Raw genomic sequence first — 18,952 nt, forward strand, 5'->3', positions numbered from 1 at the left:
TATCCAGTTTTATGATGGCATTCGCACTGAAGATATACATGAAACCATGATCAAAGCTGCGGCGGATTTAATTAGTGAAGAGGCGCCAGATTACCAATATCTTGCCGCCCGTTTAGCCGTCTTCCACCTACGTAAAAAAGCCTACGGTCAATTTGAACCGCCTGCACTTTATGATCACGTAAAACTCAATGTTGATGCGCTTCGCTATGATGCTCACTTACTTGCGGATTACACTGTAGAAGAATTTGCAGAAATGGATCTGTTAGTTGATCACTGGCGCGATATGAACTTCTCTTACGGTGCGATTAAACAGCTAGAAGGTAAATACCTACTACAAAACCGTATTTCTGGTGATATTTACGAAAGCCCGCAGTTTCTCTATATCTTAGTAGCAGCAAGCTTATTTGCGACTTACGATAAATCAGTTCGTATGGACTACATTCGTCGTTTCTACGAAGCAACATCAAGCTTTAAGATTTCACTACCAACGCCAATTATGGCTGGTGTTCGTACCCCTACTCGTCAATTCAGTTCGTGTGTATTAATTGAATGTGACGATAGCCTAGACTCTATAAATTCAGTATCGAATTCTATTGTCAAATATGTATCGCAACGTGCTGGTATTGGTATCAATGCCGGTCGTATTCGTGCACTAGGTAGTTCAATCCGTGGTGGTGAAGCATTCCACACTGGTTGTATCCCATTCTACAAACACTTCCAGACAGCCGTTAAATCTTGCTCTCAAGGTGGCGTTCGTGGGGGTGCTGCAACATTGTTTTACCCACTATGGCACTTAGAAGTTGAATCGCTGTTAGTACTTAAAAACAACCGCGGTGTTGAAGAAAACCGTGTACGTCATCTTGACTACGCCGTGCAAATAAACCGTTTAATGTATCAACGTTTAATTGATAACAAAGATATTAGCTTATTCAGCCCATCGGATGTAGATGGTCTGTATGATGCATTCTTCCAAGATCAGGATGAGTTTGAGCGTCTCTATAATCTATACGAGCAAGACCCATCAATTCGTAAGCAAACAATTAAAGCGAGCGCACTGTTTGGCTTAGTAATGCAAGAGCGTGCAAGTACCGGTCGTATTTATATCCAAAACGTGGATCACTGCAATACGCACAGTCCGTTCAACTCAGCTGTTGCACCAATCAAACAAAGTAACTTATGTCTTGAAATTGCATTACCAACAAAACCAATGCAACACCCAGGTGATGAAGAAGGCGAAATTGCGCTATGCACATTATCTGCGTTTAACCTTGGTGCGATTAAAGACCTAAGTGAATTAGAAAACCTTGCTGATTTAGCGGTACGCGCACTTGATAGCTTACTTGATTATCAAGACTACCCTATGCCAGCGGCTGAAAAATCAACGATGGCACGTCGTTCATTAGGCATAGGCGTGATTAACTACGCTTACTACCTCGCGAAAAACGGAGTTAAATACTCAGACGGCAGTGCAAACAACTTAACGCATAGAACGTTTGAAGCAATTCAATTCTATCTATTGAAAGCGTCAATGAACCTGTCGAAAGAACAAGGTCCATGTTTAGCCTTTAACGAAACAACTTACGCGCAAGGTATCTTACCAATTGATACTTATAAATCAGCGTTAGATGAAATTTGCGATGAAGAATTGCACCTAGATTGGGAGACGTTACGTGGCGAAATTCAACAACACGGTTTACGCAACTCAACGCTAACAGCATTGATGCCATCAGAAACATCAAGTCAGATTTCAAATGCGACTAATGGTATTGAGCCACCACGAGGTTTAATCAGTATTAAAGCAAGTAAAGACGGAATCTTGAAACAAGTTGTACCTGATTACGAAAATCTACGCGATAACTACGAACTACTTTGGAATATTCCGAGCAATACCGGTTATTTACAACTTGTTGGTTTAATGCAGAAATTCGTAGACCAGTCGATTTCAGCTAACACTAACTATGATCCACAACGTTTTCCAGGGCAAAAAGTACCGATGACAACGCTGTTAACAGACTTAATGTTAGCGTATAAGTACGGATTAAAAACGCTTTATTACCATAACACCCGTGACGGTGCATCAGACGTAGATGTAGTTAAAGAAGACGAGGGCTGTGAAGGCGGCGCATGTAAGATTTAAGCAATCTACACCGAACTAACCTACCCCCTTTCATTTGGCAGCTTAGGCTGCCAATTTAATGTATAAAATAGAGATGACCAATGAGTTACACTACTTTTTGCCAAACTAAAAATGACCAATTAAAAGAACCAATGTTTTTCGGCCAACCTGTAAATGTTGCCCGTTTTGATCAACAAAAACATGAAATTTTTGAAAAACTAATTGAACGTCAGTTATCGTTTTTTTGGCGCCCAGAAGAAGTTGATGTAAGTAAGGATCGTATTGATTATCAGCAATTACCTGATCATGAAAAACACATTTTCATCAGTAACCTAAAATACCAAACACTGTTAGACAGTATCCAAGGCCGTTCTCCTAACGTTGCCTTTTTACCCCTTGTTTCATTGCCTGAAGTTGAAACTTGGATTGAAACATGGTCATTCAGTGAAACGATTCATTCGCGTTCATATACACACATCATTCGTAATATTGTCAATGATCCATCAGAAGTATTTGATGATATCGTGGCGAATGAAGAGATCTTGAAGCGTGCAAAAGACATTGCCGGTTACTACGATAACCTAATCGATGCGACCCAAAAACTAAACCAGTTTGGTGAAGGGACACACGTAGTGAATGGCGAAACTATCGTGGTGAGCAAACGTGAAGTGAAAAAGAAACTATACCTTGCAATGGTATCTGTAAACGTACTTGAAGCGATCCGTTTCTATGTAAGTTTTGCTTGTTCTTTCGCGTTTGCTGAACGTGAATTAATGGAAGGTAACGCTAAAATCATCAAGCTTATTGCCCGTGATGAAGCGCTGCATTTAACCAGTACACAGCACATTCTAAACTTGATGGCTGACGGTAAAGATGATCCAGAGATGCAAGAGATCTCAATTGAATGCTTCCAAGAAACCCAAAAAATATTCACTGATGCTGCACAACAAGAAAAAGAATGGGCAGAATATCTGTTCAAAGATGGCTCTATGATCGGTTTAAATAAAGATATTCTTGCCGATTACGTTGAATACATAACTAACACCCGTATGGCTGCGGTTGGTTTACCAATGGCATTTGAAGTGAAAAGCAATCCACTACCTTGGATCAATGCTTGGTTAGTATCTGATAATGTTCAAGTTGCTCCACAAGAGTCAGAAATAAGTTCATACCTGGTTGGTCAGATTAATGCTGAAATTAACCACGCTGATATTGGTACATTCGTTCTATAATGTCGATTATGCTGACAACAAGCACAGGGAATTATCTGGTTTCACCACAAGATAACTCCCTACTTGAAACCCTTGAACGCACTGGTCATCAAATTGAGTATCAGTGTCGCCAAGGTTATTGCGGCGCTTGTCGCACGACAATCAGCGCGGGCTCGGTCACCTATAATACGGATCCATTAGCCGTTGTAACGCCAGGTTCAATACTCCCCTGCTGTTGCAAAGCTGATGGTGATATCACATTGACCATCATCGCCACAACAACCGTTGCCGCATGATATGATTCAAATACTTAGCCTGAAGCTCTAATAAGGTTGAGTATTCTCCCTGCCAACTAGCTCTGAAAATCGAAATTAAATAATAAACCATCACTTCAGTTTGCGACAACGCCCATTTTTTTACCTTTCATAACTCAATATTCAATACCTTACAAGATAGAATGTGATTTACTTTGCAAAAATATAGAACCTTACCCATACTCCTTGCAACAACGTACAAGTAATTTAAGTAACGTAAACGTATAAGTATCACGGCTTAAAATAGGATGATTTTATGTTAGATGATTTAGTTGGAATCGGTATGCGTCCAGCGCATTATGAACAACTCACCAACACCCAAGTAGACATTGGCTGGATAGAAGTACACAGTGAGAATCACTTCGAGATTAACTCCGAAGCGACTTATTATTTAGATAAAGCTAACGACCGCTATCCCCTTAGTTTACATGGTGTCGGCTTAGCACTGTCTTCTAACGAGTTACTTGATACCGTCCATATCCACAATATAAGAAAACTTGTTGACCGTTATCAGCCATTTCGCGTATCTGAGCATTTAGGCTGGAGTTCTATTGCTGGTCAGCATTACAGTGATACGTCACCGATCCCCTACACCGAAGAAAACCTTAAGCATGTCATCAGTCGGGTTGAACAAGTACAGCAGATCCTAGGCCGAGCCATCGCAATCGAAAACCCTGCTTGTTATAATAAACATAAAAACAATACCCTAACAGAAGCCAACTTTTTAATAGAATTACAAGCGGCAACTCAGTGTGAAATACTACTCGATATTAATAATGTCTATATCAGTAGTCATCAACTCGAGTTTAACCCTTATGATTATTTAGCCGCTATTCCTAGCCATATTGTCAGCGAACTTCATTTATCTGGTAGCAATAAACAATTAAAAAATAATCGTATTACTTTCGATCAAGAGCATAGCCAGAAAGTAACATCGGAAGTGTGGCAGTTATTTGAATATTATTTACAGCACTGTAATACCATCCCAACGCTTATTGAATGGGATACCAATATCCCACAGTTCAATGAATTACTACGTGAAGCGCACACTGCTCAGAAAATGATATTGAAATCACAACGTTTCAAAAAAGCATGTTAATCAGATAGGGCTATCATCCTTTATAACCTACTAGCCCGCCTTCTGGTTGCCCGATCTAAACTTTAATCTTCCTGTTCATGCCCATCATATTTGCGCAAGCGCATGCTCAGCGACCCAATCTTCCCCTTTATCTTTATGATAACCAGCAATTGGCTGCTTCATTTTACTCTCCAATAAACCTTAATCGGATTTACACTAAATAACGCCTTAAAGAATATAGAATAATTGAGTAATGGTTATATTCTCAGTACAATACAGTCCACTTCGAAAATGTTAAGTAATTACACATAACAGCGCATTAATGCCAACTTTGATGAGTAAGTACCACGTGTTCGTATCATTTATCACGATTAGGAATACATAATGCTCGTTGAAACCTTACTGCCCTTCATGGCCATTATTGCTGTAGCGACCTATGTGCAAAGCGTTGCAGGGTTTGCTTTAGGCATGATCGTCATGGGGACTGTAACCACCTTTAATTTAGTACCGATTGCATTTACATCAGTTGTGATTAGCTTTGTTACACTCATTAATAGTATCTTCATTTTGAAAGGTTGTTTTCAGCAACTCAATAGACGCTTAGTGCTATTAACTGTTGCAGGGATGCTGCCAGGTTTAATGATTGGATTAACATTACTTGAATACTTAAGCAGTGAATATAACCAAATATTACAAAATATCCTTGGTATTGCGATTATTGGTGCCGGCATTAGCATGATTTTAAAATCACCGCATAAAGACCGTAAACAATCTTATGAAGCGACATTCTTTGGTGCAGGTACTGCGTCAGGTATTCTAACCGGAATGTTTAGTATGGGCGGACCGCCACTGGTTTATATCTTCTATCGCCAACCTTTTACACTTAACCTTATCCGCTTATATCTGTTAAGTATTTTCTTTGTTAGCTCAGTGAGTCGCATCACTATGGTTGGTATTCAGGGTGGACTCACCAGCGACATGCTGTTATTTTCATGTATTTGTATACCAGTGGTACTTAGTATGAGCTGGGTTGCCAAACATTATCCACCACCCATTAGTTTGGATACTATGCGTAAATTCGCATTTTGCCTATTGATGATTATCGGCACCAGCTTGCTAATTAATTAGCATTATTAATACCAAGCCCTAACTTTACTGCTTTTATTACATAGAAGCTGACCATCGTGAATCAAAAAGCTCAGCATATGATCAATCAAACGTTGGCTAGCCAAACTAACAAAACGACGTGACGGATAAATTAAATAGCACTTACCTTCATAGGGTTCAACATCGGCAAACAGTCGCACCAGCTTACCCGTGTTAATATACTCTTCACACAGGCGCTCTGGTATATAAGCAATACCGCGACTAGCGAGCGCACTTTCTAATGCCAGTTGCACACTGTTTAAACAAATATTGCCGCTGACAGATAAAAATTCATTGTTACCTAAAGGCAGTTCATTAAATACTTGCCCATTAGGGAAGCGGAACATTATCGAGTTATGTAGGCTCATATCACTGAGTTCCGTCGGTGTTCCTGCTTTATCAAGGTACTCAGGACTCGCCACAAAATGCAATGTCTCACTGATAATCGGACGAGCGACCATATCGATATCAATGTTATTAAATGCTTCATCAATCATAAACCCGATATCAATGTTATGACGGATCATATCTAACGGCTCAGTGGTAACAATAAGCTCAACGGTTACCTTAGGATTGAGATCCATAAATTTAAAAATACCGTTAATAATTAGCATTAAATCAGGTACTGGAAATAGAAGAATGCGTAAATGGCCGCTTACCTCAGCATCTTTATCTGTTATTTCGGTGATGGTTTGATCCAAACTCGCCAGCAAAGATAAAGTTTTATTATAAAAATGACTGCCTGCAGTGGTTAAGGTCATCGCCCTATTTTTCCGGTGAAATAGCTTGACCCCTAAATCATCCTCCAACCCTTGCAAGCGACGACTTATTGTCGATTTAGGCAAATATAATAACCCTGCAGCATCCACTAAGCTACCCGCTTCAACTATCCGGTGAAATAACGCAATATCTTCTGTTTTCATCACAAATTCCTCAGAGAACACAAATAAATGTGAATTACATCATTAAATAGTTCCATTATATGCAACCGATAGTTGCATATAGATTCATTTTTATCAACCTTATATGTTGTTATATTACGCGTAATTGTATTATCAATGTCAATATGACTGGAATTAAGGTTATGAACCTCTACATAAAAACTATTATACTATTCACCGTTGCTGCTGTTATCAGTGGCTGCAGCGCTGAGTCAAAAGAACCTTTAGCGCCCTCAATAAGACCGGTTAAATTATTAACCATTGCCGACATGCAGACCGGCTCTATTCGTCGTTTTCCAGCCAAGGTGACCGCTACAGAACAGGCGAATCTGGCTTTTCGCTTATCGGGTCAGCTAGTTGAATTTTCATTAGTTGAAGGTCAGCATGTTAACAAAGGTGCTGTACTTGCCCGCCTTGATGATAGAGACGCCCGTAATACCTTGTTGCATCGGGAGGCCGAGCATGAACTTGCTGCGGCAGATTTTAAACGTAAAGGGAAATTGCTCGATACTAAGTTACTCTCTCAAGCAGAATATGACCTCGCTAAAGCGCAGCTAAAATCGGCACAAGCGGCTCTTTTCACTGCGCAAGATCAACTCAGTTATACGGTATTAAATGCGCCTTACAGTGGCACTATCGCTAAGATATCGGCCGATAACTATCAGATGGTGCAAGCTAACCAAACCTTATTAGTATTACAACAAGATCGTAATATCGACATCGTCATTCAAGTATCCGAAACATTAGCGACCCGAGTAACGCAACTGACCCCAGGTACGGCTAATCAAGCTCAGGTTATATTTTCAGCGCAGCCGCATAAGTCTTATCCAGTTACATTAAAAGAATATGCCACGCAAATAACCCCAGGTACACAAAGCTATGAAGTAGTGTTTACCTTGCCGCAACCGAGCAATAACCAGATCTTACCCGGAATGAGTGCAGAGCTCACCTTAAACATCGCCACAACAACACAAACCGTCGCCATATTACCCACCAGCGCTGTGATGAAAACAGATACTAACGGTAAAAACATCGTTTGGTTATACAATAGCGATACTCACACAGTAAAGCCACAGACAGTAACGCTGGGTAAAGTTCGCACACAAGGCATTGAAATAACATCCGGTATCAAAACCGGCGATCAAGTAGTTATTGCCGGGATCCAGCAGTTATCTGCTGGGCTGGTGGTAAAACCACTACACTGGCAACGTGGAGTATAACCGATGAATTTCGCTCAATACTCAATCCAGCATAAGGTCGTTAGCTGGATGTTCGCGCTGTTACTATTAGTTGGCGGCAGCATCTCTTTTTTTGATTTAGGACAATTAGAGTTTCCTGAATTTACCATTAAACAAGCTTTAGTCGTAACAGGCTATCCAGGGGCATCACCAGAGCAAGTCGAAGAAGAAGTAACATTACCACTGGAAGATGCGCTACAACAACTTGATGCGATAAAACATATCACTTCAATTAACAGTGCTGGTTTATCCCAAATTGAAATTGAGATTAAAGAACAGTATGGCGCTAACGAATTACCACAAATATGGGATGAAGTACGACGTAAAGTCAATGATGCTATCAAGCTATTGCCACCAGGGGTAGCGACACCCAATGTCATTGATGATTTTGGCGATGTTTTTGGTATTTTAGTTAATATCACAGGTGATGGTTACAGTAATAGAGAGCTGCAAAATTACGCTAATTTCCTACGTCGAGAATTAGTGCTCGTAAGTGGCGTCAAAAAAATTGTCATCGCAGGTAAAGTTGCCGAACAAGTCGTTGTGGAAATATCCCAGCAAAAACTCTCTGCATTAGGGCTTAATCAAGATTACATTTATAGTCTCATCAATGCCCAAAATGTAGTATCGAATGCCGGTAGTATTCGGGTTGCTAATGACCGTATTCGTATTCATCCCACAGGTGAGTTTAGCGATGTAACACAAATGGAACGTTTGTTAGTCAGTGCGCCTGGCAGCACTAAGCTTATTTACCTTGGCGATATTGCTAACATTTACAAAGCCGCAGATGAAACACCTACAAATATTTATCATGGTCAGGGGGCTTCAGCCTTATCCGTGGGTATCTCCTTCTCAAGTGGTGTCAACGTAGTTGATGTCGGGGCTGCAGTAAACCAGAGGCTTACAGAGCTAGAGGGTGAGCGCCCCATTGGTATTGAGCTGACGACAGTTTATGATCAAAGTAAAATGGTGGATGATACCGTCAATGGTTTCTTGATCAATTTAGCCGAATCTATCGCGATTGTTATCGTAGTATTACTGGTCTTTATGGGACTGCGTTCTGGCTTGTTAATGGGACTGGTATTATTGCTGACTATACTCGGTACCTTTATTGTCATGAACATACTCAACATTGAGCTACAAATCATTTCATTAGGTGCACTAATTATCGCCCTCGGTATGTTAGTTGATAATGCGATTGTCGTGACCGAAGGTATTCTTATCGGTATCCAACGTGGCCAAACACGCTTAGAAACAGCCAAACAAGTGATAACCCAGACCCAATGGCCGCTACTCGGTGCTACCATTATTGCCATTATCGCTTTTGCGCCGATTGGGTTGTCTGATAATGCCACTGGTGAATTTTGTGCATCCTTATTTCAGGTGTTGTTAATTTCACTGTTTATCAGTTGGATCACAGCGATGACACTCACCCCGTTCTTTTGTCATTTAATGTTTAAAGATGGCGATAACAACTCAACACAAGATGATGACCCGTATAAAGGCGTTATATTTCAATTTTATCGTGGCGTGCTCACCCTTGCAATACGTTTTCGTATTGTGACTGTCACCATGGTGATCGCAGCGCTTATGGCCTCAGTCATCGGCTTTGGGCATATAAAAAATGTATTTTTCCCACCTTCGAGTACGCCGATATTTTTTGTTGATGTATGGATGCCTGAAGGTAGCGATATTAATGCCACCGAACAACTGGTCGCACGCATTGAACAAGACCTAATGCAACAGCAACAAACCAAAGATGTCGGGTTAGTTAACCTAACCAGTGTTATCGGTCAGGGTTCGCAGCGCTTTGTATTATCTTATGTGCCTGAAAAAGGCTATAACGCCTATGCGCAGTTGCTAATTGAGATGACTGATCTCGATACCCTCAATGCGTTTATGCGTAAATTAGAGATAGATCTGCTACAGGATTATCCTGAAGCCCAGTTCCGCATTAAGTATATGGAAAATGGTCCCAGTCCAGCAGCTAAAATTGAGGCTCGTTTCTATGGTGAAGACCCGCAAATACTGCGTCAATTAGCCGCTCAGGCTGAAGCCATATTAATCGCTGAACCAACGGCTACAGGTGTACGTCATAACTGGCGTAATCAAGTCACCTTAATCAGACCACAGCTGGCCTTAGCGCAGGCTCGAGAAACCGGTATTAGCAAACAAGATCTAGATAACGCCCTACTGACGAACTTTACCGGTAAACAAGTAGGTATATACCGTGAAAACAGCTATTTGATGCCAATTATTGCCCGCGCTCCTGCAACCGAACGTCTTGATGCTGATAGTATTGGGAAGCTACAGGTATGGAGTGCCGACAATAACTTGTTCGTTCCAGTGACTCAGATCGTCAGTGATTTTAACACTGAGTGGGAAGACCCGATGATCATGCGACGTGATCGTAAACGGGTACTGTCAGTATTAGCAGACCCCATTAATGGTACTGGAGAAACTGCAGATTCGGTGTTTAATAAGATCCGCACGGATATTGAAGCGATCCCTTTACCTAGTGGTTATAACCTCGAATGGGGGGGAGAATTTGAAACCACCACAGAGGCACAGACCTCGGTATTCAGCTCAATTCCTTTAGGTTATTTAGCCATGTTTTTAATCACGGTATTGCTGTTTAACTCTGTACGTCAGCCGTTGATCATCTGGTTTACCGTGCCGCTAGCATTAATTGGTGTGGTATCAGGGCTATTACTCTTCGATGCCCCCTTCAGCTTTATGGCGTTATTAGGTTTACTCAGTCTGACCGGTATGATAATTAAGAATGGCATTGTCCTTGTCGACCAAATAAATCTGGAGCTAAGCCAAGGGAAAGCACCTTATGCAGCGGTAGTTGATTCATCTGTAAGTCGGGTCAGACCCGTGCTTATGGCAGCTATCACCACGATGTTAGGTATGATCCCGTTACTGTCGAATGCCTTTTTCAGTTCGATGGCGATCACCATCATCTTCGGTTTAGGTTTCGCGTCGATACTAACGCTGATTGTATTGCCCGTAACTTACACCTTGGTATTCAAGATCCCTAATCGAGACTAATTCATTTTAAATACACCCGACACTAGTGCTAGCAAAATGTGGTGTCGGGTATCTTTCCACTTAATACGTGGTCAGCACTCTATCACCCTGTTATTAGCTGTATGATTTTTGAGCTTAGATGAGCTATTTAAAATATCTTATAATACCTCGTCGTAGTTTATATTCCTGGGCAGGCCACAATTAATTATCTATCAATCCCTTATACTCTCTCTGTTAATCGGCATTTAAAACTGCGAACTAGATCACTTAAAATTTAAAACTAAAAATTGAAGGTAAGTGAGATATACGGTCTAATCACGCCATCATTCAACACCGACAGATTATTCATTCCTTGCCATGACATACCAGTTAATATTCTTTTCACTCGTGATATTGTCACTCAATAGCTATACCTCTCAGGCCGAGCAAGCTGATTATGTATTAGTTAACAAATCAGATCGAACCCTTTCTCTTTTTAGCAATGAACAGTTGATTAAGTCATATCAGATCTCGCTGGGAAAAAATCCGATTGGCGCTAAAATCCAGCGCGGTGATAAAAAAACACCTGAAGGTTTGTATCTTATTGACTTCAAAAATAGGCAGAGTAAATATCACCTAAGTCTTCATATCACCTACCCCAATAAACGCGACCAAGCACGTTCGCTAGAACGTAATCTCAATCCCGGTAGCAGCATTTATATCCATGGCTTGCCGAATAAAAAAAATGCAGCGTTACTGATTGGCTCTGACTGGACCAATGGCTGTATAGCCGTCAGCAATAAAGCCATTAGAGATATCGCTAAATATGTGCCCGATGGAACCCCTATCCAGATAACGCCTTAACAGTCTACATGCTTGGCACTACTTAACAATTACCGTTATTTTTTTCGACATCAGCGGTTGCTCATGTGGGACATGCGCATAATTGCCTAACAGTAACTGGAGAGTATGCTTACCCGGTTTTAGTGTTATTTCGGTTTCCGTTTGACCGCCACCAAAATGTCGCACTTTATCTGTCGCTTGTAATGGTTTAGTCAAATCAGGTAACACCTTCGTATCAATAAGTAAGTGATGATGAGCGGTTTTAACGCGATCAATTCCCGCTGGCGCAATGCCCATTCCACTAAGACCAAAACGTACCGTAAATGTCGGTGAAACAGTAGCCCCATCTGCCGGGCTGATAATGTAAACATTAACATCCGCAGGTGCTGAACTTGCTGGTTCCTGCTTCAATGCAAAGGTATTTGAACTAACCATAAACAATACAAAAAACCATGATATTTTTAACATACTTAGCGCCTCATTAATGAATATTTTACCATCTCACATTAATTGTAGACCACGACTCGAATATGCCAACGTTGCTTCAGAGTACCAATAGATACGCATGCTAAAAAGCAATCAGCACTAAATTCAGGTATTTTCCACAGTAGCACGCCCCAATTTTGCAACTTATAATGCCCTTATTTTGGAGACATCTTGATTAAGCGCATTTACTTACTTTTGCTTGCTTTAGCCCCGCAGATAGCGAATGCCGATCCACTCACCAAGTATCAACATCTACCGACCGATGTTGCTGACATGCCTTTCTTCGATACTGAAGCACAGGCGCAGCAACGCACCGATGAGTATAACAGTGCCATCGATGCAATTAATGATGCTTTAGATACGTGCGAAGAGGCTCTATGTGAAACATTAACTCAGCATCAAGCAGACCTTGAATATGCCATTGATGATCACCAAGAAAAAAACGGTGCGTCAATTACCTCTTGGTTAGGCGGTCCTGCTTATACGCCTGAAGTCGGCCTAATGGTTGCTGCTGGTGGATTATTTTCATTTAGCACTAATCGAGAACAACAAGCACTACAACGTTCAAGCGTGTCTTTATTTGCAGTTGGTACCCAAGGAGATGCCGGTTTCGGTTACGGAATTCGCTCAAAACAAAATCTATTTTTTGATCACAATAATACCCGTTTTACTGGCGCGCTAACGTTTAGTGATGACGCAGAAAATTATTGGGGCGTTGGCTACGACAAAGGTAAAGCGCAAGATTCATCAGCTGATACCTTGATGCGTAATACATCACTGACCTATGACGCTAATCTGTCCTTTAAAAATAATTACGGTTTCTATTTTGGTCCCGTGTTGCGTTTAAAATATTACCAAGCGGATAAAGGTAGTATTCCACTCGCCGCTGAACAAGATGAAAATTTTAACGCATTTAAAGACCGGCCATTATCTATCGGCTTGGGGATCACCCTAAATCATGATAGCCGTGATGTAACGGTTAACGCATGGCAAGGTCAGTACTTCAACGTTGAGTACATTAATTATGGCTCGAAGATCGGCAGCGATAATAATTATCAAAAAGTACTGATCGATTATCGTTATTACCACAGCTTTAATCCAGGTCGTGTCATCGCCTTTTACAATGCGCTGCAGTGGAGTGATGGTGAAGTTCCTTTCTACGACATGCCCACACTTGGTGGCAGTTTCTCGCTTCGTGGTTTGTATGCAGGTCGCTTTAGAGATAACAACGCTGTTGAACATACCGCTGAATATCGCCATACCTTCTTACGTGATAACGGTAACTTATCAGCGCATGGCATGACGGTATGGGGGGGATTCGGCTCGGTTACTAGTAATCTTGATACTAATTCTAGCAGCTTGTATGAAGACCTATTGTATAGCTACGGACTTGGCTATCGCTACGAATTACAACCACGCATGAATGTCCGTATCGATGTTGGTTTTAGCGCTGATGATAGCGGCTTTTTCCTGACTTTTACTGAAGCTTTTTAATGACGAATCGAACTCTAATTACGGCAGCCCCTGATAGGTAAATGGCTATCAATATAGCTATTTGAAATCTTAATATTTTAGACTTTTGCACTTTGGAATTTTGTAATAACATGAAACGAATAACACTTATTTTATTAACGGCTTTAACTGCCCAGCAGGCTTTTGCAAACGATACCAATGCCACCGAAAAAGTTGATGCATCAGCCGTTACACAGTTCGCATTGCCACCTGTAGCATCAACAACGATTGATAAAGCAACCACTAGTGTGTTATTCCCACCGTTATTTGAGCTTCAAGAGCAAACTGTATTTGCTTTACCCTCCCCACTATCTCAAGCGCAAGTATCAAGGCTCAACACTGAGAATACAGAAGCAGATTTTGAGCGATCAAGAGCAAGTAAACAAACATCGTCTCCAGCGAAGAAATGGGATCACCTATTACCATTTTTTGCCGAAGACGTAGTTATGAATGGTTATGACTTACCACTGCCATTTGGTATCAGTATCATTTATGCCAATGTACAACAGGATATGACTCTCACCGATTTATCGGTTGGCTTTCGAGGATCTGAAAAAGTTGACATCGATTTCGTTTCATTTGATGACACTTCATCCAATACCCATACCCCACAGTTAAAGTTAGATGCCTGGGTACTGCCGTTTATGAATGTATTTGCAACAGTCGGTAAATTGTCGGGAACCGTTGGCATTAACTTTGCCATTGACGGTAATGAAGCATTAAAACAAGGAAATATCGATTGCTCTTTAATAAAAAATCGCCCTTTATGTAATGCCCTAGCTGACAAACGTCTGGAGGTCGAAGACATTGAAGCCAGTCTGACAGGTATGTCTTATGGTGCAGGTGTTATGTTTGTCGGTGGCTGGGAGAGCTATTTTGTTTCGGTGCCTATCACTTTCACTTGGACCGATATGGACCGTAATGAGACTGATGGTTATGTCGTCAATGTCCTGCCTCGAGTTGGTAAACAGTTTCAGTTTAATAACGGCTCAAGTTTATCACTGTATGTGGGAGCTAGTTATTTAAAAAGCCAGCTAACGCTGTCAGGCTCACAACCGATACCAGGAACAGAAGAAAGTATTGACTATAAAATCGAACAGGAGAACGTTGATAAGTGGATGGGGCTCGTCGGCGGTAGCTATAACTTAAGCAAACGCTGGATGTTGGCCTTTGAATATGGTGGTATAGGCGGTGCGAGTCGCCAACAATTTATTACCAATCTGTCTTATCGTTATTAACCATTTTTTCATGTCTTGGACTAATATGGAAGAGATTGATTATAAGGATATTGGAGTCATCATGCGATTAGGAAGACAGTCCGAGAACATAGCTAGGCGAGGCGTTGTTATAGTTATAGCGACATGTTTTTTTTCATTCAACATTATGGTCGATGCTAAACCCTCTGCAAAAGTTAAATCAATCCTAAATCGCGCTGAAACGCCTAATAAAGTGACAGAAAAACTGCTCTTACCATATTTATTTTCTACAGAATCAATGGGATTAAACATAGGCGTCGGTGGTATGGTCAGCGGCTACCATCAAGATCAAATGACCATCGGCGGAACAGCGTTTGGTGGGGACGTAAGTTATGGCGTTGGAGCCGGCGTTTGGGATTATCGCTTACCAAAAACAGACCGCCTGTACTTTAGCATATTAGGCATGCTGGGGTACTATCCTGATCAACGAGCTTATGCCAGCCCCAGAGATACCTACACTCCAATTAGTGAACCGTTAGCTGGCAGTAATGATTCATCGAATGACAGTTATATTGAAGCTAATGGGTCGTCAAATTGGTGGGAAATGAAATTAGAGTTGTCATTGCCCATCGGCGCGACCCGTAATCAAGGGATGGTTAAATATGAAACTAGCCGTGGTTTATTAACCTCTGAGCCAACTGGCGGAGAATCGTGGAATCCATTAGACACGGGAGCATCAGTGTTAATTCTAAGGCAGTTTAATCGCTACCAAAGCTTTGAAACTGGACCAAATGCGATTGATGGTACTATCCATGCATTTGAACTCGGATTGTTATATAACAATACTGACTTTGCAATTAATCCCTCAACTGGCAGTAGTCAGTATATTGCCGTCACCCACGATCCCGCTTGGCTTGATTCCGATCGACGATGGACTTTCATTGATCTCGAAATGAGTAAATATGTCTCGCTTGGGCAATCTAAAACTGCATCTCAACGTATTATCGCAATGAATTTTTGGACGGGTTACTCCCCGTCTTGGCAACTTGAGTATGACAATGCTGGAGGTCAACAAGTGACGGACTCAGCACCGTATAATGAAGGCGCGACATTAGGCGGTTTCTATCGTATGCGTGGTTATGACCAAAATAGATTTCATGATAAAGCGGCTATTTATGGTAGCCTAGAATATCGTTATACCTTTAAATATAACCCGATTGCAGATATACGTTGGTTGAAATTTTTACGCCTTGATTGGTTTCAGTTAGTCGGTTTTGCTGAAGCGGGACAGGTAGCGGGCACCTATACGACCAACGCATTATTTGCGGATATAAAAACCGATGTTGGTCTTTCCTTACGTTCCTTGATGGCTGGGGTGGTGATCAGAGCAGATATTGCAGTTTCCGATGAAAGTACCAATCTGTGGTTGATGGTTGACCATCCTTTCTAAACCTATTAAAAAGATACTTAACAGCAACCGACAGTACCACGCCATCACGCTATAAGTAAGTAACTTAATTAATGCATAATAAAAAGCCGCTGATACGTTAGTCAAATAACGTCTCAGCGGCTTTTAGTGCTTAGCTAAACACCCAATAAGTTTAAACCTTATTTGGCATTCTGCTCCGCTTTTTTCTTGGCTTTTTCTACACGGCGTTCATCAATGAGGTGTTTAATTTGACCACCGATGTGTGACTCGCCACGTTTTTCAGCTAATTCAATTTGACGTTCACGCTCTGCAAAACGGCTGCGTTGCTCATCAGTTACCTGATCATGACAACGGTGACAGCTAAGGCCTTTAACGTAATGCTCACTTTGTAATTCGTCTTGTGTTAGTGGGTAACGACAAGCGAAACACTGATCACATTCACCTTGCTCTAAATCGTGGTTTACTGACACACGGCCATCGAATACAAAGCACTCGCCTTCCCACATGGTTTGTTCTTTTGGCACTTCTTCAAGATACTTAAGAATACCGCCTTCTAAGTGATAAACCTCGTCAAAGCCTTGCTCTTTTAAGTAAGCAGTCGATTTTTCACAACGAATCCCCCCGGTACAATACATCGCTACTTTCTTGTGTTTTTCTTTGTCTAAGTTGTTTTTCACATACTCAGGAAATTCACGGAAAGTTGCTGTATTTGGGTTCACCGCATTTTGAAATGTGCCGATTTCAATTTCGTAATCGTTACGGGTATCAATCAAGATCACTTCCGGATCTGAAATAAGGGCGTTCCAATCTTTAGGTTGCACATAGGTACCCACAACTTGGTTAGGATCAACCCCTTCCACCCCCATCGTCACGATCTCTTTTTTCAACTTAACCTTAGTACGTAAGAACGGATTCTCATCGTTATAAGATTGTTTGAAAGAGATGTCGCCCAAACTTGGGTCTTGAGATAAAAAGCTTAATACAGCATCAATACCTGCTTGTGGCCCTGCAATAGTACCGTTGATACCCTCAGCCGCTAATAACAGCGTACCGCGAACATCTTGGTTTTCCATTTTTGCTAATAAAGGCGCGCGTAACGCTTCGAAGTTTTCTAAACGTACGAATTTGTATAATGCACAAACGGTAATTTTAGCTGTGTTGTTTGTACTGATTGGTGCTGACATTTGGTAATTCCCCATTGAGCTAACTGGAACGTAAATCCAGAGCTGTAGATTAAGGCGGCGATGGTAACAGAAATACCATATTGCGGCCAGCTAAATTGATCTAGATCAACAAAGCCAAGCAAATATAACCCAAATCCCCTACCAGACATTGTGGCTGAGTAACCGTTAAAATAAACCATTGAAATAAAGCAAAGTCATATTGAACTATACTCTCTTATGACATTCCTGAACTTACTCAACAGGAGGATAACGTGATGAAAGTTACATCCTATATCTTAAGTTCAATATTGCTTTGCTCTGGTTACACAACCACAGTATATGCTGATGATAACGCAGACAGCTTAATCAAAGATGCGCTGAGTGCAGCACCTTTAGCACTGCGTGATAAAGTGACCGTTGTTGACTGGAATCAGAAGGTATTAAAGAAGGGAACCAACAACTATACTTGCTTTCCAACTCCCCCACATCTAACAGGTAAAGCCCCCATGTGTTTAGATGGACCTTGGATGGCATGGGCTGATGCATGGACCAATAAAAAACCATTCCAGGCTAACGCCATGGGCATCTCATATATGCTAGCAGGCGATGAAGGAGCCAGTAATATAAACCCTTATGCCAAAGGAAAAACGAGTGATAACCAATGGGTCAAAGAAGGGCCACACTTAATGATTATTACTCCCGATAAAGCCCTACTCGATTCACTACCAACAGATCCACATAATGGCGGTCCCTACGTTATGTGGAAAGGGTCACCCTATGTTCATATTATGATCCCTGTTGCCACACAAAAATAAAGTAAACGTCATACTCGGGTTATCTCATGGTAACCCTTATTATTGCTACAATTTAATGACATAACTTCAGGACTAATAAAAATTAACATGTCACATTAACGATATCGAAAAAATAATAATAACCGCACACTTAACCTCACATTATTTAACCCAGCCTTAACCCCACTTACAAATACATCCATTTACACCTTCGAATGTAACCATAAATCGAAAGTGGTGTGTTCCTTTACGTATTTACACTAGTCAAAAAACGTTTCGATTGATGACAAATTGCACAATTATTAACTTTACCTGAACATTTAAACTTTCGAATGGTGATAATTGTATGAATGTCACATTTCGTTTATATAATCTCCCTTATTATCTCGCCATCGTTTAGTTACAAAAAGGTTAAAAATGAAAAGATTGATTGCTCATCGTGGAATGTCATCACTGGCACCAGAGAATACATT

The 18,952-nt window shown here is 41.1% G+C and carries 15 protein-coding genes; 12 read left to right on the forward strand and 3 right to left on the reverse strand.

The window, feature by feature from the left end:
• From nrdA to QNK26_RS05315, 5 genes are all read left to right on the forward strand, one after another.
• A partial coding sequence (gene nrdA / locus QNK26_RS05295; protein ID WP_319221320.1) for a class 1a ribonucleoside-diphosphate reductase subunit alpha occupies nucleotides 1-2,137 on the forward strand: 2,137 nt, incomplete at its 5' end.
• A gap of 80 nt (nucleotides 2,138-2,217) precedes the next feature.
• A complete protein-coding gene (nrdB, locus tag QNK26_RS05300) occupies nucleotides 2,218-3,348 on the forward strand; it encodes a class Ia ribonucleoside-diphosphate reductase subunit beta (protein ID WP_319221322.1) in 1,131 nt (376 codons plus the stop codon).
• Nucleotides 3,349-3,356: 8 nt separating this feature from the next.
• On the forward strand, nucleotides 3,357-3,623 hold the full coding sequence (gene yfaE / locus QNK26_RS05305; RefSeq protein WP_319221323.1) for a class I ribonucleotide reductase maintenance protein YfaE: 267 nt from the start codon (nucleotides 3,357-3,359) through the stop codon (nucleotides 3,621-3,623).
• Between the two features lie 274 nt (nucleotides 3,624-3,897).
• On the forward strand, nucleotides 3,898-4,740 hold the full coding sequence (locus tag QNK26_RS05310) for a DUF692 domain-containing protein (RefSeq protein WP_319221325.1): 843 nt from the start codon (nucleotides 3,898-3,900) through the stop codon (nucleotides 4,738-4,740).
• Nucleotides 4,741-5,103: 363 nt separating this feature from the next.
• Nucleotides 5,104-5,847: a sulfite exporter TauE/SafE family protein gene (locus QNK26_RS05315; protein ID WP_319221326.1), complete on the forward strand. Its 744-nt coding sequence runs from the start codon at nucleotides 5,104-5,106 to the stop codon at nucleotides 5,845-5,847.
• 5 nt (nucleotides 5,848-5,852) lie between these two features.
• On the opposite strand, the gene QNK26_RS05320 is transcribed toward QNK26_RS05315, so the two are convergent.
• Entirely contained in the window at nucleotides 5,853-6,788 is a 936-nt protein-coding gene (locus tag QNK26_RS05320; protein WP_319221327.1) for a LysR family transcriptional regulator, read from the reverse strand.
• A 161-nt stretch (nucleotides 6,789-6,949) separates the two neighbouring features.
• Between QNK26_RS05320 and QNK26_RS05325 the strand changes: the two genes are divergently transcribed.
• From QNK26_RS05325 to QNK26_RS05335, 3 genes are all read left to right on the forward strand, one after another.
• The gene (locus tag QNK26_RS05325; RefSeq protein WP_319221329.1) at nucleotides 6,950-8,026 is read left to right on the forward strand and encodes an efflux RND transporter periplasmic adaptor subunit; all 1,077 of its coding nucleotides are present in this window, start codon (nucleotides 6,950-6,952) and stop codon (nucleotides 8,024-8,026) included.
• Nucleotides 8,027-8,029: 3 nt separating this feature from the next.
• Nucleotides 8,030-11,098: an efflux RND transporter permease subunit gene (locus tag QNK26_RS05330; protein ID WP_319221330.1), complete on the forward strand. Its 3,069-nt coding sequence runs from the start codon at nucleotides 8,030-8,032 to the stop codon at nucleotides 11,096-11,098.
• Between the two features lie 336 nt (nucleotides 11,099-11,434).
• Nucleotides 11,435-11,920, forward strand: a complete 486-nt coding sequence (locus QNK26_RS05335) for a L,D-transpeptidase family protein (protein WP_319221331.1) — start codon at nucleotides 11,435-11,437, stop codon at nucleotides 11,918-11,920.
• An 18-nt stretch (nucleotides 11,921-11,938) separates the two neighbouring features.
• On the opposite strand, the gene QNK26_RS05340 is transcribed toward QNK26_RS05335, so the two are convergent.
• Nucleotides 11,939-12,367 carry a DUF4399 domain-containing protein gene (locus QNK26_RS05340; protein WP_319221333.1) on the reverse strand — a complete coding sequence of 143 codons (429 nt, stop codon included), beginning with the start codon at nucleotides 12,365-12,367 and terminating at the stop codon, nucleotides 11,939-11,941.
• A gap of 189 nt (nucleotides 12,368-12,556) precedes the next feature.
• On the opposite strand from QNK26_RS05340, the gene QNK26_RS05345 reads away from it, so the two are divergent.
• From QNK26_RS05345 to QNK26_RS05355, 3 genes are all read left to right on the forward strand, one after another.
• The gene (locus QNK26_RS05345) at nucleotides 12,557-13,879 is read left to right on the forward strand and encodes a BamA/TamA family outer membrane protein (protein ID WP_319221334.1); all 1,323 of its coding nucleotides are present in this window, start codon (nucleotides 12,557-12,559) and stop codon (nucleotides 13,877-13,879) included.
• Nucleotides 13,880-13,989: 110 nt separating this feature from the next.
• Nucleotides 13,990-15,135, forward strand: a complete 1,146-nt coding sequence (locus tag QNK26_RS05350) for a hypothetical protein (RefSeq protein WP_319221335.1) — start codon at nucleotides 13,990-13,992, stop codon at nucleotides 15,133-15,135.
• A gap of 61 nt (nucleotides 15,136-15,196) precedes the next feature.
• Nucleotides 15,197-16,543, forward strand: coding sequence for a BamA/TamA family outer membrane protein (locus QNK26_RS05355; RefSeq protein ID WP_319221336.1), 1,347 nt, complete (start codon nucleotides 15,197-15,199; stop codon nucleotides 16,541-16,543).
• A gap of 158 nt (nucleotides 16,544-16,701) precedes the next feature.
• Here the strand turns inward: QNK26_RS05355 and QNK26_RS05360 are convergent, their stop codons facing one another.
• Complete coding sequence (locus QNK26_RS05360; protein ID WP_319221337.1) at nucleotides 16,702-17,706, reverse strand: rhodanese-related sulfurtransferase; 1,005 nt, start codon at nucleotides 17,704-17,706, stop codon at nucleotides 16,702-16,704.
• Between the two features lie 254 nt (nucleotides 17,707-17,960).
• On the opposite strand from QNK26_RS05360, the gene QNK26_RS05365 reads away from it, so the two are divergent.
• Nucleotides 17,961-18,500 (forward strand): hypothetical protein, encoded by a 540-nt coding sequence (locus QNK26_RS05365; RefSeq protein ID WP_319221338.1) that lies wholly within the window; start codon nucleotides 17,961-17,963, stop codon nucleotides 18,498-18,500.
• The last annotated feature ends 452 nt before the right edge of the window (nucleotides 18,501-18,952 follow it).

Origin of the sequence: Moritella sp. (assembly GCF_033791185.1) — a bacterium.
Lineage (GTDB): Bacteria > Pseudomonadota > Gammaproteobacteria > Enterobacterales > Moritellaceae > Moritella.

Excerpts from the sequence above, each read along its gene's own strand:
- nrdB (WP_319221322.1), top strand. The coding sequence starts at position 2,218 with ATGAGTTACACTACTTTTTGCCAAACTAAAAATGACCAATTAAAAGAA.
- yfaE (WP_319221323.1), top strand. The coding sequence starts at position 3,357 with ATGCTGACAACAAGCACAGGGAATTATCTGGTTTCACCACAAGATAAC.
- QNK26_RS05310 (WP_319221325.1), top strand. The coding sequence starts at position 3,898 with ATGTTAGATGATTTAGTTGGAATCGGTATGCGTCCAGCGCATTATGAA.
- QNK26_RS05315 (WP_319221326.1), top strand. The coding sequence starts at position 5,104 with ATGCTCGTTGAAACCTTACTGCCCTTCATGGCCATTATTGCTGTAGCG.
- QNK26_RS05320 (WP_319221327.1), bottom strand. The coding sequence starts at position 6,788 with ATGAAAACAGAAGATATTGCGTTATTTCACCGGATAGTTGAAGCGGGT.
- QNK26_RS05325 (WP_319221329.1), top strand. The coding sequence starts at position 6,950 with ATGAACCTCTACATAAAAACTATTATACTATTCACCGTTGCTGCTGTT.
- QNK26_RS05330 (WP_319221330.1), top strand. The coding sequence starts at position 8,030 with ATGAATTTCGCTCAATACTCAATCCAGCATAAGGTCGTTAGCTGGATG.
- QNK26_RS05335 (WP_319221331.1), top strand. The coding sequence starts at position 11,435 with ATGACATACCAGTTAATATTCTTTTCACTCGTGATATTGTCACTCAAT.
- QNK26_RS05340 (WP_319221333.1), bottom strand. The coding sequence starts at position 12,367 with ATGTTAAAAATATCATGGTTTTTTGTATTGTTTATGGTTAGTTCAAAT.
- QNK26_RS05350 (WP_319221335.1), top strand. The coding sequence starts at position 13,990 with ATGAAACGAATAACACTTATTTTATTAACGGCTTTAACTGCCCAGCAG.
- QNK26_RS05355 (WP_319221336.1), top strand. The coding sequence starts at position 15,197 with ATGCGATTAGGAAGACAGTCCGAGAACATAGCTAGGCGAGGCGTTGTT.
- QNK26_RS05360 (WP_319221337.1), bottom strand. The coding sequence starts at position 17,706 with ATGTCAGCACCAATCAGTACAAACAACACAGCTAAAATTACCGTTTGT.
- QNK26_RS05365 (WP_319221338.1), top strand. The coding sequence starts at position 17,961 with ATGAAAGTTACATCCTATATCTTAAGTTCAATATTGCTTTGCTCTGGT.